The organism is Mucilaginibacter sp. CSA2-8R (assembly GCF_038806765.1).
GTDB lineage: Bacteria > Bacteroidota > Bacteroidia > Sphingobacteriales > Sphingobacteriaceae > Mucilaginibacter.
Genome location: NZ_CP152389.1, coordinates 5,265,605 through 5,290,824, shown reverse-complemented (window position 1 = coordinate 5,290,824; position 25,220 = coordinate 5,265,605). Strand labels below are relative to the sequence as shown.

Here is a 25,220-nt window from a genome sequence, read left to right as displayed (position 1 = left end):
TTAGCATTATTCAAAAATCCTTCTTTCATTTGCTAAAAATTTTATCGGATGAGTGTAGGGGTTTTGGCTATCGCCGTAGTGATATTATTGATTGCTGTTTTTTTATTTGTCAGTAAGAATAAAAATAGTTCTGACGGTATTTCGGCAGGCGAATTTAACCAGCTTAAAACAGACAACGAGCAACTGACTATAAACCTGCGGGTTGCCGAAGAGAGAGTTAAAAGCGCCCATGCCGAAAAAGAAAGTATTACCCTGCTACTGAAAGAAGAAAATATAAAACTGGCCGACCAGCTGATGTTCGAACGTCAGGAGTTGGCCCAGGTAAGCCAAGCCCTCGAAAGTACCCGCGCTTACTATAAGGCTCAGCAAGAAAAATTACAGGAGCAAAAGGTAGAAATTGAGCAAACCCGCCAGCATTTTCAGCGCGAATTTGAGAACGTGGCCGAGAAGCTGCTCAAAGAAAAATCGCGCGAGTTTCTGGATGTCAACAAAAATAACCTCGACTATATTCTGAGTCCGCTGAAAGAGAACATCAAGGCTTTTGAAGATAAGGTAGACAAGGTATACAACATGGAGGCCGCCGACCGTAACACTTTAAAAGGTGTTATTACGCAATTGATGGAGCTGAATAAGCAAATCAGCAGCGAAGCACAAAACCTGACCAAAGCCCTAAAAGGCGACACCAAAAAGCAGGGTAACTGGGGCGAGTTTATTTTAGAAAAAGTACTGGAACGCTCGGGTTTGGTGAAAGATCGCGAGTACCGTTTACAGGCCAGTCACCAGGCGCAGGATGGCACCCGCTTTCAGCCCGATGTGGTGATTGATTTACCGGATGATAAACACTTAATCATCGACTCTAAAGTATCACTGATTGCCTACGAGCGTCTGGTGAACTGCGAAACCGAAGATGAGCGTAAACTGCATGCACGGGCACACGTTGAGTCGTTGCGCAGCCATGTGCAGGGGCTGTCCGCTAAAAACTACCATGATTTACAAAAAATCAACTCGCCCGATTTTGTAATGTTGTTCGTCCCAATCGAATCATCATTTAGTTTTGCCGTGCAATTAGATGCCGATTTGTTTAATGATGCCTGGGACAAGCGCGTAGTAATTGTAAGCCCGTCTACACTGCTGGCCACCCTGCGCACCATTGCCAGCATGTGGAAACAAGAACGCCAAAACCGAAACGTGATGGAAATAGCGCGATTGAGCGGCGAGATGTACGACAAGTTTGTAGGCTTTTTAACCGATATGGACGGCATTGGCCGTAACCTTAAACTCAGCCAGGATGCTTATGACAAAGCTATCAATAAACTCAGCGATGGCCGTGGCAACCTTACTATCACCGCCGAAAAAATTAAGAAGTTAGGTGCCAAGGCCAATAAGCAAATTGAAAGCAAATACATCAGCGAGGCCGAGTTTTTGTCTGAAAGCAAAACAGAATAATAAGCTTTCGGCCTACATTACCTTCACTTGTAACTCAGCAAACTTAAGCAGTAGTTTTTTATAAAGTTCGCTTTTAAAGGAAGCTTCGCTGTAAATATCGGTAATCCAAACCAGTACTTTAAGTTCAACGGCGTCAAGTAAAATAGTATTCACCAGTATTTCGGGCGGAAGGTTTCTAACTACGCTGTCGCTTTTACTTACTTCTTCTTCAATAATTTTAAAGATGGCTTGCAGGTCGGTTGCAATATTTACCTTAAACACCAGCTCCGTTTTAAGGTAGTCGTTGCTTAAAGTCCAGTTAACTAACCGGCCCGATAGGAGGTCGCCGTTGGGGATAATCACTTCAGAGCCCTGCGGCGTAAGCATTTTGCTGGACCGGATACCAATATCCTGAACCTTGCCTTTTTTATCGGCCAGTTCAATATAATCGCCAATGCGAAACGGTTTTTCAAAAATGAGGATAATGCCCGATACAAAGTTGTTGACGATGTTTTGCATACCCAAACCAATCCCCACACTAAGCGCTCCTACTACAACAGTCAGTTTATCAATACCAATACCTGATGCGGTTACGGCCAGCAGCAAACCAATGATGAAGATGACAAGCCGTACCAGCACCAGTTTAGAGCCTTTGTGCTCTATTTTATCATCAAACTTAAGGTTATTGTTTTCGCCAAACAGTACGCCAATGTGTTTTTGCAGCATGTTGGCTACATAAATAATTACCCCAAAGAACAGCACATTGCCCAGTGTAAAGCTTACACTGCCAAAAGTTCGTGTTTTATTTAACAGGGTATGCAAAAGCGCAAATACGCCACCGGCAATACTTAAGTTAATCAGAAATACCAATAGCCAGAGTATTACTGCAACAACAGATAAGATGCGCTTAAAGGATTTGCGTGTAGTACTTAAGTTAATGCGCGAAAAAAGCCCGGTGCTATTAGCGCCTACTTTTATTTGTAATTCAAGAGCGTCGGTAAGTACCTGTACAAATATGGCGAGCGCAATAATTTGGGTAAGTCCTATAATTGCCGTAGTGCTAAATACCTTGGCCAGGCTAATGCGCCCAAAAATGTTAAGCGCGACCGACAATAAATTAAGTCCCCAAAAAATAAATAATATGGGTTTAATTAACCGCTCGGTAATATTAGCTCGCAGCAGCTTTTTGTAAAAGTAATAACCAATATACAACGACCCTAAATTAAGTGCTATCAGCCACAAGCGCATCCAAAGGGCATCATGCACTACCATGTTGGTTAAAATGATGACGATGTAAAGGGCTACAATAATCAACCAGTAATTTAAATCAGATTTGGGCAGTGTTTTCCAAAAATGTATGGTAATTACTACCAGTAACAAAAACTGAGTAATTTCAATATACATTGAGGGTGCATCCGGCTCAAAAAGTGGGGTAAGGTTAAGCATCACAATAAGGGTTGCTATAACCGGATAAGGCTTAATGTAAGTAAAATCGAGCGGGCCTATGCTTTGCTGCAGTTCGGCCCTGCGGGCATTTTTAAAATTTCGGTATACCCATACATAAAAGGCTACGCCTATCAGCAGCAGCAGCAAGCGGTTATCCCAAGTACTGCTGATAAAGTAACTCAGTATTTTGTTCTGCCCTTCAAAGGATGACTGGATCAGCTCACTCACGCTACTATTACCATTGCCCGTGCTTGGTGCCGACCATATGTAAGGCGACTCGCGGCTCAGCGCACTTTGGCCTGACTGCCTTAAGTGGTCGTTAATAGAATTTTGTAAATCTGTAACTGTAATATACTCAGCCGAAACGTCGGCCAGTAAATGGCTCACGGTATCCAATTTAGCTGTGGTACCTTTGCCTGCATTTTGCAGCCTTTGCTTAATATTAACCAGTTGTGAATTATAAAGCCGCTTTTCGGTAGTATCAGCAGCATTTACCATCAACACAGAGTCGTTGCTTAATTTAATTACTTCATTAGCCAGGCGCTGTAAATCATTGTTGTATTTGGTAAGCGTATTACGCCAGTCGGTTAATTTAGTTAACGCATCTTTTAAAATCAGATTATAGCTCAACAAGCTTTTGGTATCGGTAAGTTTCCCGGCGGCGTCCAGGTCGCGCTTCACCGGGGCTATATCTTTTTTTACGGCAGCAAGTCCGTCACTGATGGCCGGAATACCGAAGCCCCGTTTATTGGTAGCATTAATTTCGGTAATAGCCGCCTGTGCTTTTTGTATCCTGAAAAGTAAAGTGTCGGGAATGGTTTGGGCCGAATCGGTCTTTACCTGCGTGCTGTCTTGCGCATGGGCAGGCAGGGTGTAAATTAAACTGCATAAAGTAATTACCCATAACCATAGTGAGCATTTGCGGTAATGTTTAAGCTTAACTTGTTGCTGTGAATAGCGCATAGTACAGAAGTATTATTAACAAAAAAGGCAAATAATGCCAGTTTTGTATACAAGCGGTTACCGAAAGAGTTTTTTGGACTACATGATTGATGGTTGCCGGCCCGGCCAGCAAGGCCATAACTTACGTGTACTATTCAAACCATTACCTTTAAAATAGGTTGTTGATTTATTGTGGCTAATCTTTCAAATAATAAACCGACTGTAAATCTTACCGGCCGCCTTAAATGGGTGGAGCGGATTGCTTATTTATTTGATGAGCAGTTTAGGATACCGGGCACTAAATTTAAATTTGGCCTCGATCCAATCATCAATTTATTGCCGGTGGCCGGTGATGCAGCAGGTTTTATGGTGGGCGCTGCTTTGGTGCTTACTATGGCTAAACATGGGGTAAGCCGTAAGGTGCTTATTTTAATGATGCTTAATTTAATGATTGATGGCTTGATAGGTTCAATCCCACTCATTGGGCAGCTTTTTGATTTTTACTATAAATCCAATACCCGAAACATTAAGCTGCTTAAAGAGCATTACGAAGAAGGCAAACACCAGGGCCGCGGGACCGGAACACTAATTATGATATTCATATTCCTGGTGGTATTTATGGGGTTAGTACTCTTCCTGGCTGTGAAATTGTTAAGTTTACTTTACCATTTGATTAAGGGCTGATTAACCCATAGCTGCTCTGCAGCTCACTTCCCAAAAACACGCTTCAGTGTACTTTTTACACGTATTATGGCCCTGCAACCCAGAGCAAACGATTGCGTAACTTTTTAAACGTATTGCTAACGTTTAAAGGTAAAATCTTTCAGATACTCAATAATTATTATTTAGTTTGTGTTTTACCTATGGTTGCCAATAAGGCATCCGGCAAAGCATATTATTAAAAAAATATAAACCCAGCTGTTCAAATCAGCCACTAACGTTAAAGCAACCGCTATAAGTTGCCTGTACCACATTTGTTATGAAAAAGTTTTTAGATGAGAATTTTTTGCTGCAAACCGAAACCGCGCAGCGCTTGTACCACGAGTATGCTAAAGGGCTGCCAATCATAGACTATCACTGTCACCTCCCGCCCAACGAAATTGCAGCAAACCTCAATTTTAAAAATTTAACTCATGCCTGGTTATACGGCGACCACTATAAATGGCGTGCGTTGCGTACCAATGGGGTAGACGAAAGCTATATTACAGGGACCAAAAGTGATGCCGAGAAGTTTGAAAAGTGGGCAGCTACGGTTCCATACACCCTGCGCAACCCATTGTACCACTGGACACATTTAGAGTTGCAGCGTTATTTTGATACCGACGAAATTTTGTCGCCTGATACCGCTACGAAAATATATGATGATTGCTCAGCCAAACTGCAAACACCAGAATTTGCGGTGCAAAGCTTAATCAAAAAAATGAAGGTAGAAACCATTTGTACTACCGATGACCCGCTGGATAATCTGGAGTTTCATCAGCAAATGGCGGGCAGCGATGTAGCTAAGATATTACCTACTTTCCGTCCGGACAAAGCCATGAACGCCGATGATACGCAGGCGCTTAACGCTTACATTAATAAGCTGGAAGAGGTTGCCAATGTGAGCATCAGTGATTATGACAGCTACCTGGCGGCATTAAAAACCCGTCATGATTTCTTCGCTGCCCATGGTTGTAAGGTATCTGACCATGGTTTAGAGCATATCTACGCTGAAAATTATACAGACGAAGAAGTTAAAGCGATATTTGATAAAATCCGTTCGGGCCAGGCTTTGCTTCCGGGCGAGATTTTAAAAATCAAATCGGCTTTACTCATCCAGTTCGCGATCTGGGATCACGAAAAAGGATGGGTTCAGCAATTTCACCTGGGGGCGTTACGTAACAACAATACCCGTTTGTTAACCAAGTTGGGTCCTGATACCGGTTTCGACTCTATCGGCGATTTTAGCCAGGCCGCTAACCTGTCAAAATTCCTGAACAAGTTAGATACCGAAGATAAACTGACTAAAACCATCATCTACAATCTTAACCCGGCCGATAACGAGATGATGGCTGCCATGATTGGTAACTTTAACGATGGTACCGTTGCTGGTAAAGTACAATTTGGCTCGGGCTGGTGGTTCCTGGATCAAAAAGATGGCATGATCAGGCAGATGAATGCGTTATCAAACTTAGGTTTAATCAGCCGCTTTATAGGTATGCTTACTGATTCGCGTAGCTTCTTATCGTTCCCGCGTCATGAGTATTTCCGCCGCATTGTATGTAACTTGTTTGCCGAAGATATTGAGAACGGCGAATTACCTAACGATATAGCATGGACCGGAAAAATTATCCAGGACATTTGTTATTATAACGCTAAAAATTACTTCCCGTTTTAATTAGCGATTTTAGATGAGCGAATTAACCAGTAAAGATTATACAACAGGAGCTGTTTTAAACTTTGGCGAATTGCTGTTGCGCATCACACCAGATGCTCAGGGCGATTGGCTGCAGCAAAACAGCTTGCCTGTTTTTGTAGGTGGTGCCGAGCTAAATGTGGCTACGGCATTAGCCTTATGGGATGTGCCTTCGCGCTATTTTACGGCTCTGCCTAAAAATGGCATGTCGGCGCAAATTGTGAGCTTTTTAGAAGATAAAGATATTGATACGTCTTCTATCTTTTACCACGGCAACCGTGTTGGATTGTACTTTTTAACCAAAGGGCAGGACTTAAAACATGATGCCCTGATTTACGACCGCGCTTATTCGGCCTTTGCCGAGTTAACGCCCGGACAGGTTGATTGGGATGCCGTGCTGGATGGCGTAACCTGGTTTCACTTCAGTGCCATATGTCCGGCCATCAGTCAAAACGCGGCCGACGTTTGCAAGGAAGTATTAGAGGCCGCATCTAAAAAAGGCATTACTATTTCGGTGGATTTAAACTACCGTGCAAAATTATGGAAGTATGGTAAAGAGCCGGTTGAGGTAATGCCCGAACTGGCGCAGTATTGCGACCTAATTATGGGCAACGTTTGGGCCGCCGAACGTATGTTGGGTACGTCGGTAAGTCCGGATGTTACCGAGTCGGGCCAAAAAAGCCTGTATGTTAAAGAAGCTCAAAATAGTTCAGAGGCTATCATTAAGCAATTCCCTAAGTGTAAAGCCGTAGCTAATACATTTAGGTTTGATGCTAACAATACGGATGTACAGTACTATACGGTGTTGTATACTGATGGCAAACCTTACCTATCGGGCGAGTATGCCGCCGCAACCATTATTGATAAAGTAGGTAGCGGCGATTGCTATATGGCAGGCCTTATTTATGGCTTTTACAACGGTTTGGATCCTCAGCAAACCGTAAATTTCGCTACTGCGGCTGCTTTCACTAAGCTTTTTGTAAACAGCGATGCCACTAACAAAACCGTTGAGGAAATCGAAAAAGAAATTAAGTAAATGAAAACGAAACAGGAAGTATTAGATAGCATTATTGCCCAGGGCATGCTGCCTTTGTTTTTTTACGAAGATGCAGCTACCAGCGTGGAGGTAACCCGTACTTTATATAAAGCCGGTGTGCGTGTATTTGAATACACCAACCGCGGCGCCGCAGCGCTCGAAAATTTTAAAAAATTAAAAGAGCTGCAGCAAAACGAAATGCCCGACCTGCACTTGGGTATAGGTACCATTAAATCAGTTAATGATGCTGACGCTTTTATCAATGCCGGTGCCGATTTCTTGGTGTCGCCCATTGTTAACCCCGAGGTAGCAAAAATGGCGCACGACCGCAATATGCTTTGGATACCTGGGTGTATGACACCTACCGAAATTTATACTGCGCAGTGCAATGATGCCGCGCTGATTAAGCTTTTCCCGGCCAATATATTAGGCCCCGGCTTTTTAACTGCCATTAAAGAACTGTTCCGCGACCAATTGTTTATGCCTACCGGTGGTGTAGAGTTAGAAGCAGGCAATATATCTACCTGGTTTAAAGCCGGCGTATGTGCCGTAGGGATGGGCAGCAAACTAATAAGCAAAAAAGTACTCGAAGAAAAGCAATACGACCAATTATTCACCGATACACAAAAAGCCTTGGAGCTGGTAAAAACCAGCCGGTAGTAACTATCTATAACCATTATGAGTAACCTGAAAATGAGCAATTACCGCTGGACCATTTGTGCCCTGCTGTTTTTTGCCACTACTATTAATTACCTCGACCGCCAGGTGCTGAGCTTGTTAAAGCCTTTACTATCTAAAGAATTTAACTGGACCGACAGTGATTACGGTACTATTGTAGGGGTGTTTTCGCTGGCTTATGCATTTTCAATGCTGTTTGCCGGCCGCATAGTTGATTATTTGGGTACAAAAACTGGTTATGCATGGTCTATCATTCTTTGGTCTGTTGGTGCTATCATACATGCTTTTGCTCATTTAGTGCCAAACAGTATTTTGGGTTTCTCATTAGGGCGTACCGTGCTGGCCGCGGGCGAATCGGGTAACTTTCCGGCGGCTATTAAAACAACGGCCGAGTATTTTCCTAAAAAAGACCGGGCGCTGGCAACGGGTGTATTTAACTCCGGGGCCAATGTTGGTGCTATTTTAGCACCCATTGTAGTGCCATGGATTGCTGTTAACTGGGGCTGGCAGTGGGCTTTTATCAGTATAGGTGCGCTGGGCTTTATCTGGCTTATTTTTTGGTTGGTGATGTACGAAATACCTTCAAAAAACCAAAAAGTTAATGAAGCTGAGTACAAGTACATTCATAGTGATGAGATACAGCAACACGAACCTATCAAAGTTGAAAAAGAAGACGAGGGCAGAAAATTTACTTATAGTGAGTGCTTAAAGTACAAACAAACCTGGGCGTTTGCCTTTGGTAAGTTCATGACTGATGGTGTATGGTGGTTTTACCTGTTCTGGCTGCCGGCATACTTTGATTCCAGATACCACATGACCGGTACTTCTATTTCTTTGCCTATTGCTATTTTATATACCATTACCATGTTCGGCTCTATCGGCGGCGGCGCCTTTCCGGCCTATTTTATTAACAGAGGCTATGATGCGTACACCGGTCGTATGAAAGCTATGTTTATTATTGCACTTTTTCCGCTGGTGGTATTATTAACCCCTTACTTAAGCGAGTACAGTTATTGGTGGGCTGTAGCTTTAATTGCTATCGGTGCATCTGCTCACCAGGCATGGTCAGCCAATATTTTTACTACCGTTGGCGATATGTTTCCGAAAAAAGCCATTGCTACTATTACCGGTATTGGCGGTATGGCCGGGGGGATCGGTTCGTTTTTACTGAGTAAAGGCGGTGGTATGCTGTTTGACCATTACAAGGCCTCAGGTAACATCAGTACGGGCTACTCTATTATGTTTGTAATTTGTGCCATAGCCTACGTAATTGCATGGGTAGTTATGAAAGCGCTGGTACCTAAAATGAAGCCGATTGAGCTGTAATTAATGTCATCGTTTTTCCTGAAGAACATATATCTCTGAATTGGCACGGCATATGTTTACTGCAATACAAACAACCTGAACACAGATATTAACATTAAACAATTATCATGAGTTTCAAAGACGAGCTTAACAGCTTATTTGTTGATGAAAGCCAGATTCCGGCCGAGTACCGGATTGAGGAACTGCATCAGCGTGAGTATTTGGTTAACGGCGAAATGAAACCTTGGGACGGTGAAGTAAGCGAGGTTTATTCGCCTATTTGTATACCCGGTCCTGATGGTTTGCAGCGTAAGCTGATTGGCAGTTATCCGCTGGGTACCGAAAAAGAAGCCATGGATGCCTTAGAGGCAGCCGAAACAGCTTATAATAACGGCCGCGGCGAGTGGCCTACCATGAGCGTAGCCAACCGTATTAAGTGCATGCAAAAGTTTGTGTACAAAATGGTGGAGCAGCGCGATTTGGTGATTAAACTGATTATGTGGGAAATTGGTAAGTCGCTGGCCGACTCTACCAAGGAGTTTGACCGTACGGTTGACTACATCAATTTAACCATTGATGCCTTGAAAGATACCGACCGCCAGTCATCCCGGTTTGAAATTGCTGAAGGGGTAGTGGCGCAAACCCGCCGTTCGCCTATAGGCGTGGTGTTATGTATGGGCCCGTTCAATTACCCGCTGAACGAAACCTTTACTACCCTGATTCCGGCCATCATTATGGGTAATACCATTTTATTTAAACCACCAAAGCATGGTACTTTAGTACATTATCCATTATTACGTGCCTTCCAGGAATCGTTTCCTAAAGGTGTGGTTAATACAGTTTACGGCCGTGGGGCTAATGTAACGCCGGGCTTAATGGCTACCGGTCGTATCAACGTACTGGCATTCATCGGCTCAAGCAAAGTAGCTAATGATTTGAAAAAACGTCATCCAAAAATTAACCGCCTACGTGCAGTATTAAGTTTAGATGCGAAAAATGCCGCCATTGTAACCAAGAGTGCCGATCTTAATGTTGCCGTTAGTGAGTGTATTTTAGGTTCATTGTCTTTTAACGGACAGCGCTGTACAGCTATCAAAATCATCCATGTACATAAAGATGTAGCCGATGAGTTTTTGAAGTTATTGAGTGAAGGCATAGCAAAAATGAAGTTTGGCTTACCGTGGACAAAAGGTGTAAGCCTTACCCCGGTAGCTGAGCCCGGAAAACCAGCCTACTTAAAAGAATGCATTGATGATGCCTCAGCCAATGGAGCACACGTAGTGAACGAAAATGGCGGAGAAAATTTAGCTTCATTTGTATTCCCTGCCGTAGTTTATCCGGTTAACGAAAAAATGAAGTTGTACCGCGAGGAACAGTTCGGTCCGGTTATCCCGGTTATTCCTTTTCAAAATATTGAGGAACCGATACAATACCAGATTGACTCGCCGCATGGTATGCAGGTTAGTATATTTAGTACGGATGCACAGGAAACAGCTAACCTGATTGACCCGTTTGTAAACCTGGTAAGCCGCGTTAACATTAACGCACAGTGCCAGCGTGGTCCGGATGTGTTTCCGTTTACCGGCCGTAAAGATAGTGCCGAAGGTACGCTTTCGGTGCATGATGCCCTGCGCTCGTTCTCTATCCGTTCACTGGTAGCCACTAAAATGAATGATGCCAACAAGCAGTTATTAAACGAGATTGTAAACAATCACGATAGCAATTTCCTGAGCACGAATTACATTTTCTAAACGCTCAGTAAAGCAATAAAACAACAAATGCAAGCCTGTTAAAGCTTGCATTTGTTGTTTTATATAAAGCGAATACGATTAAGCCAATAAATTACTCGCGGTTTTTGGTATCCATGGTAATAGTGACCGGCCCATCATTTACCAGGCTTATTTTCATATCTGCACCAAAAATCCCGGTGGCTGTAGTTTTACCGGTGAGTGTATTCAGCAATTCAATCATCTTTTCGTAAAGTGGTATGGCTTTATCTGGTCTTGCGGCTCGGATAAACGATGGGCGGTTACCCTTTTTGGTTTGAGCAAACAGCGTAAACTGCGATATCAGCAGTATATTGCCGTCAACGTCGGCCAGTCCTTTATTCATCAGACCGTTTTCATCACTAAATACCCGCATGCCCACAATTTTCTGAGACAGCCATTGTGCATCTTCGGCAGTGTCGGTATCCTCAACTCCTAATAATACCAAAAAACCGGTGTCAATTTGCCCGGTTATCTGTCCGTCAACTGTGCATGATGCGCTGGTTACACGCTGTAATACTGCCCGCATAATTTAATTATTGAATTTAAGTGAGGTAATGACTACGACCGGGTGTCATTTCCGTTATATATGCTTAGGTAGCTTTCGTACCGTGATGGTTCAATTTCGCCGTTTTCTAATGCATCCAATACTGCGCATCCCGGCTCGTTAATGTGCCGGCAGTTATGAAAGCGGCAACTGTGCATCCGGTCGCGCATTTCCGGAAAAAAATGGCTAAGCTCCTGCTTTTCGATATCAATAACGCCCAGCTCACGGATACCTGGCGTATCAATAATTGAACCACCGCCTGGCAGGTCATACATTTCGGCAAAGGTAGTGGTGTGCATCCCTTTATCGCTCCATTCAGATACTTCCATCGTACGTATATCCAAATCGGGCAGTATGGCGTTCATCAAGCTGGATTTACCAACGCCCGAGTGGCCCGAGAAGAGCGTAATCTTATCTTTTAGCAGTGTAATCAAATGTGGAATGTTCGTGCCTTTTAAAGCAGATACTTCGTGGCAGGGGTAGCCCAAATTTTGGTAAATACTCTTATACTCCGCTAAAATTTCCAGGCCTTCATCGCTAAACATATCCAGCTTGTTAAAAATCAGGCTGGCGGGTATATCATAAGCTTCGGCCGTTACTAAAAAGCGGTCTATAAAACCTAACGAGGTACGGGGTGATGCCAGCGTAACCACCAGAAAAGCCTGGTCCAGATTAGCCGCAATAATCTGCGCCTGTTTAGACAGGTTGATAGATTTACGGATGATGTAGTTTTTACGCTCGTAAAGCTTATTAATTACACCTTGCTGTTGCTCAGGCTCCAAATCAAAATCAACCTTATCGCCCACAGCAACAGGGTTGGTAGTGGTAAGGCCTTTGATACGGAATTTGCCTTTAATGCGACAATCGTACCTTTGCCCATCAAGTGTTTGCACCTGGTACCAGCTGCCGGTTGATTTAGTTACGATGCCTTGCATAAGTGTGCAAAATTAAAAAGATTGTTTCCCTAACTAAAATAAAACCGTTAACATTTGTTTTTATAAAAATTAAGCCCTTAATTTACGGCTGTAGATCAACTATATAACAAAGCATGATTTTTAACAGCACTATTATTATTACCATTATTACCATCGGCACAGCGCCCGGAGGAAGGTAATTGTATGGTGTAATCAAAACATAAAAAACCAGCAAAGCGCCTTCCTCCACACAGGAAGGCGCTTTTGTTTTAATATGCATTTATGAAAGTTTTAAAGTTTGGAGGCACATCAGTAGGTACAGCGCAAAGTATTGAAGCTGTAATGAACATTGTTAGGCAGGAACACCGAAGCAGCAAAGGTTTGGTTGTGGTGTTATCGGCCATGAGCGGCGTAACCAATTTACTGGTAGAGATGGCCGACAGGGCTGCCGCCGGTGATGACTTTGCCAAATACCTGGCCGCGCTCGAAATAAGGCATTTTGAAGTAGTTAAGCAATTGCTGGATATACCGCATCAAAACCCGGTGTATACCCGCTTAAAAATATACTTTAATCAGCTCGAAGATTTGCTGCAGGGAGTTATGGTGTTGCGCGAGCTTACACCCAAAACACGCGACCTGATTTTAAGTTACGGTGAACGTTGCTCTACATTGTTAATTAGCCGGATGGCTTTACAATACTTTACAGATGCCGTATATGTTGATGCTACCGAAGTAATTAAAACTGACAGTGCCTTTGGTCAGGCCCGGGTAAACACGCAGCTAACCGAACTGTTAATACAGGGTTTAGCCAGCGAAAATGCCGGCAAAGTATTATTTGTAACCGGTTTTATTGCCAGCAATGATGCCGGCCAGGTAACCACCCTGGGCCGCGGCGGAAGCGACTACACTGCGGCTATTTTTGGTGCAGCGCTAAACGCATCAGAAATACAGATATGGACGGATGTAAACGGTATGATGACGGCCGACCCACGCATCGTGAAAAAGGCTTTCTCTTTACCCGAGCTGTCTTATACCGAAGCTATGGAGCTGTCTTATTTTGGTGCCAAGGTAATTTATCCGCCAACCATGACTCCGGCTTTCCTGAAACGGATTCCAATCGTCATCAAAAATACGTTTGATACCGCGTTTGCAGGGACCGTAATCCGTCATGATTGTAATGGCTCTAACCTGCCTATCAAGGGTATATCCTCTATCGAAAACATCAGCATCATTAACCTGCAAGGCAGTGGTATGGTGGGTAAAGCTGGCTTTAGCGGGCGCTTGTTCTCCTTGCTGGCGCGTGAGCAAATCAACGTGATGCTGATTACCCAATCATCATCAGAGCATAGCATCACCTTTGCTGTACAACCTGCCGATGCCGAAAAGGCCTGCCGACTAATAGAGCAGGAGTTTGAATTGGAGCTGGGTGCCCGCAAGCTGGAAAACCCGGTTATTGAGTCGAGCCTGGCCGTATTGGCCATTGTGGGCGAAAATATGAAGCAAACGCCTGGTATGTCGGGCCGCTTGTTTCATGCATTGGGCCGTAATGGTATTAACGTCAGGGCTATTGCGCAGGGGTCGTCAGAGTACAACATTTCTGTAATTATCTCGGCACACGATTTAGCCAAAGCGGTCAACGCTGTACACGATGCCTTTTTTGTGCAGTTTAACAAAACGCTCAATGTGTTCTGTCTGGGTACCGGTAACATTGGTAAAACCATGTTTAAGCAGCTAATGCAGCACACCGAGTTTTTAGAAAAAAATAACAGTATACAGGTTAAAATTGCGGGTATCAGCAACACCCGTAAAATGACTTTCAACGCCGAAGGTTTGGACTTAAACACCTGGCAACAAGACTTGGATACCGACGGCGAAACTGCTGACTTGGACGAGTTTGTCGACCGCATGAAGCGCATGAACCTGCCTAACTGCGTTTTTGTAGATAATACTGCCAGCCCTAAGCCCATTGCTTATTACAAAGGTATTTTTGAGTCGACTATATCTATCGTTACCTGTAATAAAATTGGAAATTCGGGCGAGTACAGCCAGTATAAAGGTTTTAAAGATGCAGCCCGTAAGCACGGGGTCGACTTTTTTTACGAAACCAACGTGGGCGCAGGTTTACCTATCATCCGCACACTGAAAGATTTGATGGTGAGCGGCGATCGTGTACAAAAAATTGAAGCTATTTTGTCGGGCACCATCTCTTACATCTTTAACAATTTTAAAGGTGATGCCAGCTTCCACGACGTAGTACTGTCGGCCCAGGAGAAAGGCTACACCGAGCCAGACCCGCGCGATGATTTGAGCGGTAAAGACTTTATGCGTAAAATACTTATCTTGGCGCGTGATGCCGGTTACCACATGGAAGCCGAGGATGTGCAGATTGAAAACATGCTGCCGCAGGCTTGCCTGGATGCCCAAAACGTACCTGATTTTTATGCGGCCCTCAAAGCTAACGACGAGTATTTTAATAACATCAAACAACAGGCCGAAAGCAGCGGAAAGGTGTTGCGCTACATAGGCAAGCTGGATGATGGTAAGGCTTCCATCACCCTGCAAATGGTGGACGAAAGCCATCCTTTCTTCAGCATGTCAGGCAGTGATAACATTATTGCCTTTACTACCGACCGTTATAGAGAGCGCCCTATGGTGGTTAAAGGCCCCGGAGCAGGTGCCGAGGTAACCGCAGCCGGTGTATTTGCCGACCTGATTAACGTAGGCGCTAATTAGGCTTGTTATAAAAACATGATCAATCTATATTGAAGATACTACTGTAATGGAACAGGAAATACAAAAAGAGGCGATACCTGCCAGCGTTGATGCTGCTAGTGATAATTTGGTACTAAACCATCTGGTACCCGGCACCGAAGTAAAAGTTTTTGCACCGGCTACCGTTGCTAACGTGGTTTGCGGTTTTGATATATTGGGCTTTGCCGTAAACGAACCCGGCGATGAGGTGGTAATGCGGGTTACTGCTCAGCCCGGTATTACCATCAGCAAAATAACCGGCGATAATGGGCGGCTGCCGCTCGACCCGGCTAAGAATACCGTAAGTGTAAGCGTACTGCATTATTTGCAAAGCATTGGCCGAACCGATTTAGGGATGGATATTGAACTGCACAAAAAAATGCCTATCGGCAGTGGTTTAGGCTCAAGTTCGGCCAGTACCGTGGCTGGTTTGTTTGCTGCCAAAACTCTGTTAGGCGATGAGCGCGATATGGCCAAACTGTTACCATTTGCCATAAAAGGCGAAGAAATGGCATGCGGGCATGGCCATGCCGATAACGTAGCACCAGCCTTATTGGGTGGGTTTGTACTCATACGCAGCTATGAGCCATTAGATGTGATCCGTTTGCCGCACCCATCAGGATTACATTGTGCGGTGGTTTTTCCGGATGTGGATGTGCCTACCCGCGAAGCCAGACAAATTATCCGCAATAAGATAGCCATGAAAGATGCTGTTACCCAATGGGGTAATATTGCTGGTTTGGTAAGCGGTTTGTACACGCAGGATATTGACCTGATAGGCCGCAGCATGCAGGATGTACTGGTGGAGCCGGTGCGGTCTATCCTCATTCCTGATTTTTACACCATGCGCCAGCTGGCTATGGAGGCCGGTGCCGTGAGTTTTGGTATTTCGGGCTCAGGACCATCAGTATTCGCCTTTACCCGCGACGAGGCTACTGCCCGCCTGATTACCCAAAAGCTGCAACAGCACCTGGCCGGAATCAAAATTGATTCGCAGGCTTATGTATCAACCATTAACGATGCCGGGCCGCGTGTGCTTTAAGCTAATTCCAAAAATTTAACCTGAAACATTCCATGAAATTATATAGTACCAATAATCCGGCGTCGGCGGTGTCTTTCAAAGACGCTGTATTTAACAGTATGCCGCAGGATAAAGGCTTATACATGCCGGTGCAAATTAACTGCCTGCCTAACAGTTTTTTTGAACAGCTGCCTAAGCTAACCTTACCGCAAATTGCCTTCGAGGTAGCTCATCATCTGTTAGGCGATGCCATTCCGGAAAATGACTTGCGCAACCTGATTAATGATGCCGTTAATTTTGATGCCCCTGTAGTAAAGCTGCAAGAGGACGTATATGTGCTCGAGCTTTTCCACGGACCTTCGCTGGCTTTTAAGGATTTTGGTGCTCGCTTTATGAGCCGGGTAATGAGTTACTTTTTAGAGGAAGGCGAGAAGCAGTTAGACGTACTAGTAGCCACCTCGGGCGATACCGGCGGAGCCGTAGCCTTAGGCTTTTTAGGGGTGCCGAACACGCGGGTAACCATCTTATATCCTAAAGGCAAAGTAAGCGACATACAGGAATTGCAACTCACCACTAACGGGCAAAACATTCGTGCCCTGCAAATTGACGGTACTTTTGATGATTGCCAGGCTTTGGTAAAGCAGGCTTTTGTGGATGATGAACTGAATGAAGCTTTCCGGTTAACCTCCGCAAACTCTATCAACATTGCTAGGTTGATTCCGCAAACCTTCTACTATTTTAATGCTTATGCGCAACTGCTGCGTGAGGGTAAAAGCAATGTAGCTTTTTGTGTGCCCAGCGGTAATTTTGGTAATATTGGTGCCGGTTTGCTGGCCTGGAAAATGGGTTTGCCGGTGGCCAAATTTATTGCAGCTACTAATGCTAACGATACCGTACCTGCCTATTTTAAAACCGGTATGTATGAACCTAAACCCTCGGTGCAAACCATTGCCAACGCGATGGATGTAGGTAACCCCAGCAACTGGGCCCGCATCGCCGATATGTTTAAAGAGGATGCTGAGGCGTTAAAGCAACTGGTAGAAAGCCATAGCTATACTGATGAGCAAACCCACCAGGCTATTAAGGACGTATACAATAGCTACGATTATGTAGTTTGTCCGCACACGGCTATTGCCTGGCGTGCGCTTACCGATTGGCAGCAAAACCATCCGGGTATTACCGGCGTGTTTTTGTCTACTGCACATCCATGTAAATTTCCGGATGTTTTCTCCGAGCCTATCGCATCTAAAGTAGATGTGCCCGAGCAGGTACGTGCTTTGGCCAGCCGCGAGAAGCATGCCGTATCTTTGAATAAGGATTTTGCATCGTTTAAAAACTATTTGCTGAGTAACGGTTAAAAGCCATTCTTTTGCAGCATAATAATTAGAAGGCAGACCAATGATAAATACTATCATATTTGATTTAGGTGCAGTGTTAATAGACTGGAACCCGCACCACCTGTACCGCAAGCTGATAACCGATGATGAGCAGCGGCAACACTTTTTAGATACTATTTGTACATCAGACTGGAACGAGGAGCAGGATGCAGGGCGCTCTTTGAAAGAAGGTACTGAGGCACTGATAAGTAAGCATCCGGAACACGAAGAAAATATCCGCGCTTTTTATGGTCGCTGGGACGAAATGCTGGCCGGACCCATACAAGGTACAGTTGACGTTTTTAAAGCGCTTAAAGAGAGCGGCAAGTATAAAATATACGCCTTAAGCAACTGGTCGGCCGAAACGTTTGAGATTGCTCAGCAAAAATTCGAGTTTTTAAGCTGGTTTGACGGCATGGTAGTGTCGGGCCACGAAAAAATCCGCAAGCCCGACCCTGCCTTTTATCAGTTATTGTTAGACCGCTACCAGGTAAAACCCGAAGAAGCTTTATTTATTGACGATAACTACCGCAACATTTTAGCTGCCGAAGCCTTAGGTATTCAAAGCATTCATTTTACCTCAGCAGAGGCGTTGAAAGATGAGCTGGTAAAGCGGGATGTTTTATAGTTAAACATACAGACGTATTAAAATAAGAAAGCGGCTTGTACAAAGGCCGCTTTCTTATTTTATAATATTTCTAAGGTTAATTAGAAAATCTCCCGTGCAATTCTTTTGGTAGGCTCGGCGTTACCCATGGTATAAAAGTGAAGTACCGGGGCGCCAAATTCAACCAGTTCTTTACACTGGTTAATCATCCACTCAATGCCTACTTCTTTTACCTCTTTATCGCTTTTGCAGGCATGCACCGCATCGCATAAATCTTCCGGAATATCGATATGAAATATTTTAGGCAGGTTGATGAGCTGCTTGGCTGTAGTCAACGGTTTTAATCCAGGGATGATTGGAATGTTGATTCCCTCGGCCCGGCATTGGTTAACAAAAGCTTTGTACTTACTTACATCAAAAAACATTTGCGTTACAATAAACTGCGCACCTCCCTCTACCTTCTTTTTTAGGTATTTAAAGTCTGTTTTCAGGTTAGGTGCCTCAAAATGTTTTTCGGGGTATGCCGCCACGCCAATACAAAAATCCGTTTTGTACGATGAATCCTGGTACTCGTGCAGATAAATACCGTTATTCATATTGGTCACCTGCTCCAGCAATTCCGTTGCATAGCAATGGCCGCCTTGTGTAGGAATAAAGCCCGAATCGGTTTTACGGGCATCACCACGCAACACTAAAACGTTGTCTATACCCAAAAACTGTAGGTCAATCAGTGCATACTCCGTTTCTTCTTTGGTAAAACCACCGCAAAGCAGGTGAGGTACCGCATCTACTTTGTACTTGTTCATGATGGCGGCACAAACCGCCACCGTACCGGGACGCCTGCGATAGGTTACCTTTTCGAGCAGTCCGTTAGGCAGTTCTTTATAAACCAAATCCTCACGCGAAGACGTAACATCAATAAATGGCGGGTTAAACTCCATCAACGGGTCGATGGCGTTATAAATACCCTGCAAGCTCTGCCCCTTAATTGGCGGCAGCAGCTCAAAAGAAAAAAGTGTTTTGCCATTGGCGTTGTTTATGTGCTCAGTAATCTTCATGGTTTGTTCAGTTGCGGGTTCTTTGTTGCGGGTTGCGTGACTTGACTTTTTAATTGTGCTCTAAAATAATTTACAAGTCCCCCAAGTAATTTTCTAACTGTTTCAAGTTGTTTCAGCAAAGAACTTAATTGTTCTTCTGTTATGAAATTCAAATCAAAAGAAAGATATAATTGTGCCTCTAATTCGTAAGCTGACCCTCGTGCTATAAAGAAAAACTGCAAAGTTTCTTTCAAAGAGTTTCGCCCGCAACCTTCGGCAATATTTGATGGGATTGATATAACCGAACGTTTGATTTGCGATTGTAGGCCAAAACGTTCTTCTTTTGGAAAAAGAGATGTTGTTGCGTATACCATCTTAACTAAGGTTCGTGCTTCTTTCCATACATCTAAATTTGTAAAAATCATTGCTCCAAATTAAGGTTTTAACACTCGATACTCGCAACTCAAAACCCGCAACAAATTAATTAATAATTTAAATTTGGCCCTAACCATCGTTCTGCGGTTTCGACGGACATGTTTTTGCGTTTGGCGTAGTCTTCTACCTGGTCCTTACCTATTTTGCCTAAGCCGAAGTAGCGTGATTGCGGGTGGGCAAAGTAAAAACCGCTAACAGCCGCGGTGGGCAACATGGCCATGCTTTCGGTTAAATGGATATGTGCATTATCCGTAGCTTTCAGCAAATCAAACAGCGTCACTTTTTCGGTATGCTCTGGGCAGGCCGGGTAACCGGGTGCCGGGCGGATGCCCTGGTACTCTTCTTTAATCAGCTGCTGGTTGGTTAATTCTTCATCTTGTGCATAGCCCCAATAGTTACGACGGACCAGTTCGTGCATTTTTTCGGCAAAGGCTTCGGCCAAGCGGTCGGCTATGGCTTTAATCATGATGCTGTTATAGTCGTCATGGTCGGCGTCGTATTGGGCTACCAATTCGTCGCAGCCAATGCCGGTAGTTACGGCAAAGCCGCCAAAATAATCGGGGATACCGCTTTTTTTAGGCGCAATAAAATCCGACAAAGCATAGTAAGGTTCACCGGCCGCTTTTTCGGCTTGCTGGCGCAGGGTGTGGATACGGGTACGCAATTGCGTGCGGCTTTCGTCGCTATACAACTCAATATCATCACCCACGCTGTTGGCCGGCCAAAATCCGATCACGCCACTGGCTTGTAAAAGATTTTGGTCGATTACTTTCTGCAGCATTTGCTGCGCATCATCGAAAAGCTTTTTAGCCTCGATACCTACGTTTTTATCATCAAATATTTTGGGGTAGCTGCCGCGCAGTTCCCAAGTATGGAAAAATGGTGTCCAATCAATATAAGGCACCAGTTCTTTTAAGGAGAAAGCTTCAAAAACTTTAGTGCCGGTAAAGGATGGTTTAACCGGGGCGAAGGTTTTAAAGTCAATCTGGTATTTGTTTGACCGTGCCTCGTCAATGCTTAAAAAGCGCTTGTCTGACCGTTTGTTTAAATGCGCCTCGCGTGCTTTTTCGTATTCCAGCTTAATGTTTTGAATATACTCGTCGCGGTTGTCTTTACTCATTAGTGTGCTGCACACAGTAACACTGCGCGATGCATCCAGTACGTGAATAGCAGGACCAGAGTAATTAGGCGCAATTTTTACGGCAGCATGGATACGTGATGTGGTAGCACCGCCAACAATCAGCGGAACGGTAAAGCCTTCGCGCTCCATCTCTTTGGCAAAATGCACCATCTCATCCAAAGATGGCGTGATGAGGCCACTTAGGCCGATAATATCAACCTGCTGCTTTTTGGCTTCTTCAATAATTTTTTGAGCGGGCACCATAACGCCCATGTCTATAATTTCGAAGTTATTACAGGCCAGAACTACGCCAACAATGTTTTTACCAATGTCGTGTACATCGCCTTTAACCGTAGCCAGCAATATTTTACCGGCATTGCTGCGCTGACTGGCATCAGCATTTTTTAGCTTTTCTTCTTCAATAAACGGAAGCAAATAAGCTACAGCCTTTTTCATTACCCGGGCTGATTTTACCACTTGAGGTAAAAACATTTTACCCGACCCAAATAGGTCGCCCACGATGTTCATGCCATCCATTAATGGGCCTTCAATCACTTCGAGCGGACGAGCATATTTTTGACGTGCTTCTTCCACATCATTGTCCAGGTACTCTACAATACCTTTAACCAAGGCATGCGATAATCGCTTTTCAACCGGTTCGTTACGCCAGGCCTCGTCTTTTACTATTTCTTTGCCTTTAGCTTTTACTGTTTCGGCGTACTCTACCAAACGTTCGGTAGCATCGGGCCGGCGGTTAAGCAGTACGTCTTCTACCCGTTCTAAAAGTGGCTTGGGTATTTCTTCGTAAACTTCGAGCATACCGGCATTTACAATGCCCATATCCATACCGGCTTTAATGGCATGGTACAGGAACGCCGAGTGCATGGCCTCGCGTACTACGTTGTTTCCTCTAAAAGAGAAGGAAATATTACTCACCCCGCCGCTTACTTTGGCATGAGGTAAGTTTTCTTTAATCCAGCGGGTGGCGTTGATAAAGTCGACCGCGTAGTTATTATGTTCCTCCAAACCGGTGGCAACGGTAAGGATATTCGGGTCGAAAATAATATCCTGCGGCGGGAAACCAATTTCGTTCACTAGGATGTCGTATGAGCGCTTGCAAATTTCGACACGGCGTTCGTAATTGTCGGCCTGGCCTTGTTCATCAAAAGCCATCACCACCGTAGCGGCTCCATAGCTTAATATTTTTTGGGCTTGTTCTCTAAACTTTTCTTCGCCTTCTTTAAGCGAAATGGAGTTTACAATACCTTTGCCCTGCAGGCATTTTAAACCGGCTTCAATCACCGTCCATTTAGACGAATCGACCATGATGGGCAGTTTGGCAATATCGGGTTCGGAGGCTACGAGGTTTAAAAATTTCACCATCACGGCTTCCGAATCAATCATGCCCTCGTCCATGTTAATGTCGATGACCTGGGCACCGCCTTCTACCTGCTGGCGAGCTACGGTAAGCGCCTCCTCATAGTTTTCGGCCAGGATGAGTTTTGAAAATTTAGGCGAACCGGTGATGTTGGTACGCTCGCCTACGTTTACAAAGTTAGCCTCAGGCGTAATGGTGACGGCTTCCAGGCCACTTAGGCGCATGTATGGCGCTACCTCCGGTTTTTGACGGGGTGCGTGTTTAGCGGCTTTATCGGCAATGCATTTGATGTGGTCGGGCGTGGTACCGCAACAACCACCTACGATATTGACCAGACCGGCTTTAGTAAAATCATCAACCTGGTGGGCCGTTTCATGCGGTGTTTCGTCGTATGCGCCAAATTCGTTAGGTAAGCCGGCATTAGGATAGGCAGAAATAAACACATCTGCTTTTTCTGATAATTCTTCGAGATACGGACGCATTTCGCGGGCACCCAAAGCACAATTTAAACCTACCGAAAGCAGGTTGGCATGGCGGACGGAGTTCCAGAACGCCTCTACGGTTTGCCCCGACAGGGTACGTCCTGATGCATCAGTAATGGTACCCGAAATCATGATGGGTAGCCTTTTGCCCGACTCGTGCTCGTACCGCTGCACGGCAAACAAGGCTGCTTTGGCGTTCAGCGTATCAAAAATGGTTTCAATCAATAAAAGGTCCGAACCTCCATCAACTAAACCGCGAACCTGCTCATAATAAGCCTCAGCCAGGTCATCAAACGTTACGGCACGATAGCCCGGGTCATTTACATCGGGAGATAATGAGGCGGTACGGTTGGTAGGGCCAACAGCTCCGGCTACAAAACGGGGCTTATCAGGTGTTTTCAGGTTGTATTCATCAGCCGCTTCGCGGGCCAGTCGTGCACCTTCGTAGCTTAACTCGTAAGCCAGTTCTTCCATATGGTAGTCGGCCAAACTAATGCGTTGGGTGCTGAAAGTATTGGTTTCAATAATATCGGCCCCGGCATCCAGATATTCGGCATGAATAGCTTTGATAACATCCGGACGGGTAAGGTTAAGCAAATCGTTGTTGCCCTTTAAATCCGACGGATGATTTTTAAAACGCTCCCCGCGAAAATCGTCTTCCGTTAATTGATAGCGCTGTATCATGGTTCCCATGGCGCCGTCAATTACCAATATGCGTTTTTGTAATTGTTCGTATATATTCATTCTTTAGTATCAGGTATTGAGTATCAAGTATTAAGAGGTAGTTGCATCACGTTTTTGAATGCCTAATCTTAGGTACTTAATATTAAAATAGCTTATGTCGAAAAGTCGGCGGTTTGGAATCTTGACTCTCGCTTATCTGTCTTAAAACCTGATAGTTAACCGTTTTAAGTAGAATGTAGCACCTTGTAAGCACAGGTTGCTAAGACTTCGCAGGGTCCAGTCCCTCCGTCTTTCTCTATAAGCAGTACAAAGTTGCAAAATAGGGCCGTCAAATCCAAATGCTAAACCTTACAATCGGCCCCAATAAAAAGGGCCGCCTTTGCGGGCAGCCCATGCTTAAAATTTAAATGAAACAGCACTTATTTACGGCTGCCAAATATCCTTAACAAAGATAAAAACAGGTTGATGAAGTCCATATACAGACTCAGTGCACCCATGATAGCCATTTTTTTGGTATCGGCCAGGCCGTATTCCAAACCCGCGCCTATGCGTTTTAATTTTTGTACGTCATAAGCGGTTAAGCCCACAAACACAGCTACACCAATATAGCTAATAGCCTTGCTTAAACCCGGACTGGCAATAAACATGTTTACTACTGATGCTACGATGATGCCCAACAGCAACATCACCATCAACGAACCAAAATTAGTTAAATCTTGTGTGGTGGTATAACCGGCTATGGCCATAATACCAAAAACTACCGAAGCCGTGATGAACACACCTAATACTGATGATGCCGTATAAACTAATAGCACAAAGCTTAAGCTTGTACCCATCAGCGCTGCAAACAAGATGAATAAAACCGTGAGTACCGGCGCTGATATTTTATTTAAGCCAAACGACATCAGCATAACAAATGCTAAAGGCGCAAACATTACTACAGTGCCCAGGCCGGTTCTGCGACCGGTGCTCAGGTCAATCAGTTTGCTTAATAAATTAATGTCGGTAGCAAATAAGTAAGCACAAAAGGCAGATATGCCCAGCGCAACAAACATCCACATAAATACATTGGCGATAAACTTGCGCGATGAAGCCTGGTCGTCCAGTTGTATTACATTCTTGTATTGATAATCAAAATTATTACTTTCCATTTTTATAAATTAATCAGGTTAAAGGTATAACATATTTTAGACACTTAAACAGCTTTAAAGTTTAAGTAAGGCGGCGCATTAATTGCTCTTCTACCAGTTTAAATACCTGTAAGGGTTTCAATGAGCGCCAGTTTAATTCATCAAGGCCTCCACCAAAATTGATGTAGTAATCAATATTGTTTTGTTTGAATTCTTCAATCACATGTTCCCTGAAATTGATACCCGCAATCCATCCATCTTCCACATCCTGAAACCACTCTTCGTAATAACAATCGTCAGACGAGTGAAAGTTTAATACGTTTTCGCCTATCAGTATAAACTTGTTAATGCCGTTATCAATCATTAACTCCATAATCTCTCGTTTCAGCGTCATGATGTCATTATTGATGGCATCGTTCCATTCGCCAATAAACTCTATGATCACATAGCCGCGATCATAATCGGCATACAATACTTTTAAATATAATGTATTAGAGCCAAACGAATCCCATTGCGGGTGCAGCAAATAATTATAAACCTGCTTATCAAACTCAAACTCATTATACACCGTAGCATAAAAAGGCGAATACTCATCCTCTGCCGCTACATAATCATCTCTCCACCTGTAGTATGGCTCTATTTCGTGCATGTGTTATAAATATGCAGATATGCTAATGTGCGTATGTGCAAATGTTTTGCTTGTACGTTGTGCCTACCTGCTTTTTCTTTTAAATTATAGTTCTCT

At 44.3% G+C, this 25,220-nt stretch carries 19 protein-coding genes and 1 riboswitch; of the genes, 11 read left to right on the top strand and 8 right to left on the bottom strand.

Annotated elements, in window-relative coordinates; genetic code table 11:
- The first annotated feature begins 48 nt into the window (after positions 1 to 48).
- The gene (gene rmuC / locus AAGR14_RS22435; RefSeq protein ID WP_342646482.1) at positions 49 to 1,446 is read left to right on the top strand and encodes a DNA recombination protein RmuC; all 1,398 of its coding nucleotides are present in this window, start codon (positions 49 to 51) and stop codon (positions 1,444 to 1,446) included.
- A gap of 12 nt (positions 1,447 to 1,458) precedes the next feature.
- On the opposite strand, the gene AAGR14_RS22430 is transcribed toward rmuC, so the two are convergent.
- The gene (locus AAGR14_RS22430; protein WP_342646481.1) at positions 1,459 to 3,834 is read right to left on the bottom strand and encodes a mechanosensitive ion channel domain-containing protein; all 2,376 of its coding nucleotides are present in this window, start codon (positions 3,832 to 3,834) and stop codon (positions 1,459 to 1,461) included.
- A 171-nt stretch (positions 3,835 to 4,005) separates the two neighbouring features.
- Here AAGR14_RS22430 and AAGR14_RS22425 point away from each other — a divergent pair, with 171 nt between their 5' ends.
- The 6 genes from AAGR14_RS22425 (at position 4,006) to AAGR14_RS22400 (ending at position 10,978) form a co-directional block, all read left to right on the top strand.
- A complete protein-coding gene (locus AAGR14_RS22425; protein WP_342646480.1) occupies positions 4,006 to 4,497 on the top strand; it encodes a DUF4112 domain-containing protein in 492 nt (163 codons plus the stop codon).
- A gap of 295 nt (positions 4,498 to 4,792) precedes the next feature.
- Positions 4,793 to 6,190, top strand: coding sequence for a glucuronate isomerase (gene uxaC / locus AAGR14_RS22420; RefSeq protein WP_342646479.1), 1,398 nt, complete (start codon positions 4,793 to 4,795; stop codon positions 6,188 to 6,190).
- A gap of 13 nt (positions 6,191 to 6,203) precedes the next feature.
- The gene (locus AAGR14_RS22415) at positions 6,204 to 7,244 is read left to right on the top strand and encodes a sugar kinase (protein WP_342646478.1); all 1,041 of its coding nucleotides are present in this window, start codon (positions 6,204 to 6,206) and stop codon (positions 7,242 to 7,244) included.
- Complete coding sequence (locus AAGR14_RS22410) at positions 7,245 to 7,904, top strand: bifunctional 4-hydroxy-2-oxoglutarate aldolase/2-dehydro-3-deoxy-phosphogluconate aldolase (protein WP_342646477.1); 660 nt, start codon at positions 7,245 to 7,247, stop codon at positions 7,902 to 7,904.
- Positions 7,905 to 7,922: 18 nt separating this feature from the next.
- A complete protein-coding gene (locus tag AAGR14_RS22405; RefSeq protein WP_342646476.1) occupies positions 7,923 to 9,248 on the top strand; it encodes an MFS transporter in 1,326 nt (441 codons plus the stop codon).
- Between the two features lie 107 nt (positions 9,249 to 9,355).
- Positions 9,356 to 10,978, top strand: coding sequence for an NADP-dependent glyceraldehyde-3-phosphate dehydrogenase (locus AAGR14_RS22400; RefSeq protein ID WP_342646475.1), 1,623 nt, complete (start codon positions 9,356 to 9,358; stop codon positions 10,976 to 10,978).
- Positions 10,979 to 11,069: 91 nt separating this feature from the next.
- Here the strand turns inward: AAGR14_RS22400 and dtd are convergent, their stop codons facing one another.
- Both dtd and rsgA read right to left on the bottom strand, forming a co-directional pair.
- Positions 11,070 to 11,522 (bottom strand): D-aminoacyl-tRNA deacylase, encoded by a 453-nt coding sequence (dtd, locus tag AAGR14_RS22395; RefSeq protein WP_342646474.1) that lies wholly within the window; start codon positions 11,520 to 11,522, stop codon positions 11,070 to 11,072.
- 32 nt (positions 11,523 to 11,554) lie between these two features.
- Entirely contained in the window at positions 11,555 to 12,475 is a 921-nt protein-coding gene (rsgA, locus tag AAGR14_RS22390) for a ribosome small subunit-dependent GTPase A (RefSeq protein ID WP_342646473.1), read from the bottom strand.
- A 261-nt stretch (positions 12,476 to 12,736) separates the two neighbouring features.
- Between rsgA and thrA the strand changes: the two genes are divergently transcribed.
- Genes thrA through AAGR14_RS22370 form a run of 4 tightly spaced genes read left to right on the top strand, consistent with a single transcriptional unit; the run spans position 12,737 to position 18,230 of the window.
- Positions 12,737 to 15,187, top strand: a complete 2,451-nt coding sequence (gene thrA, locus AAGR14_RS22385; protein WP_342646472.1) for a bifunctional aspartate kinase/homoserine dehydrogenase I — start codon at positions 12,737 to 12,739, stop codon at positions 15,185 to 15,187.
- Between the two features lie 46 nt (positions 15,188 to 15,233).
- Positions 15,234 to 16,247 carry a homoserine kinase gene (locus AAGR14_RS22380; protein WP_342646471.1) on the top strand — a complete coding sequence of 338 codons (1,014 nt, stop codon included), beginning with the start codon at positions 15,234 to 15,236 and terminating at the stop codon, positions 16,245 to 16,247.
- Positions 16,248 to 16,279: 32 nt separating this feature from the next.
- Positions 16,280 to 17,584: a threonine synthase gene (thrC, locus tag AAGR14_RS22375; RefSeq protein WP_342646470.1), complete on the top strand. Its 1,305-nt coding sequence runs from the start codon at positions 16,280 to 16,282 to the stop codon at positions 17,582 to 17,584.
- A gap of 40 nt (positions 17,585 to 17,624) precedes the next feature.
- Positions 17,625 to 18,230, top strand: a complete 606-nt coding sequence (locus AAGR14_RS22370; protein WP_342646469.1) for an HAD family phosphatase — start codon at positions 17,625 to 17,627, stop codon at positions 18,228 to 18,230.
- A gap of 80 nt (positions 18,231 to 18,310) precedes the next feature.
- Here the strand turns inward: AAGR14_RS22370 and metF are convergent, their stop codons facing one another.
- The 5 genes from metF to AAGR14_RS22345 all read right to left on the bottom strand — a co-directional run bounded on the left by metF (position 18,311) and on the right by AAGR14_RS22345 (position 25,124).
- Positions 18,311 to 19,267, bottom strand: coding sequence for a methylenetetrahydrofolate reductase [NAD(P)H] (gene metF, locus AAGR14_RS22365; RefSeq protein ID WP_342646468.1), 957 nt, complete (start codon positions 19,265 to 19,267; stop codon positions 18,311 to 18,313).
- Entirely contained in the window at positions 19,264 to 19,671 is a 408-nt protein-coding gene (locus AAGR14_RS22360) for a four helix bundle protein (protein WP_342646467.1), read from the bottom strand. Before AAGR14_RS22360 ends, metF begins: the two co-directional genes overlap by 4 nt.
- Positions 19,672 to 19,730: 59 nt before the next feature.
- Positions 19,731 to 23,405: a methionine synthase gene (metH, locus tag AAGR14_RS22355; RefSeq protein WP_342646466.1), complete on the bottom strand. Its 3,675-nt coding sequence runs from the start codon at positions 23,403 to 23,405 to the stop codon at positions 19,731 to 19,733.
- Positions 23,406 to 23,534: 129 nt separating this feature from the next.
- Positions 23,535 to 23,649, bottom strand: a riboswitch (SAM riboswitch).
- Between the two features lie 115 nt (positions 23,650 to 23,764).
- Complete coding sequence (locus AAGR14_RS22350; RefSeq protein WP_342646465.1) at positions 23,765 to 24,496, bottom strand: Bax inhibitor-1/YccA family protein; 732 nt, start codon at positions 24,494 to 24,496, stop codon at positions 23,765 to 23,767.
- Positions 24,497 to 24,557: 61 nt separating this feature from the next.
- Entirely contained in the window at positions 24,558 to 25,124 is a 567-nt protein-coding gene (locus tag AAGR14_RS22345; RefSeq protein WP_342646464.1) for a hypothetical protein, read from the bottom strand.
- Between the last annotated feature and the right edge of the window lie 96 nt (positions 25,125 to 25,220).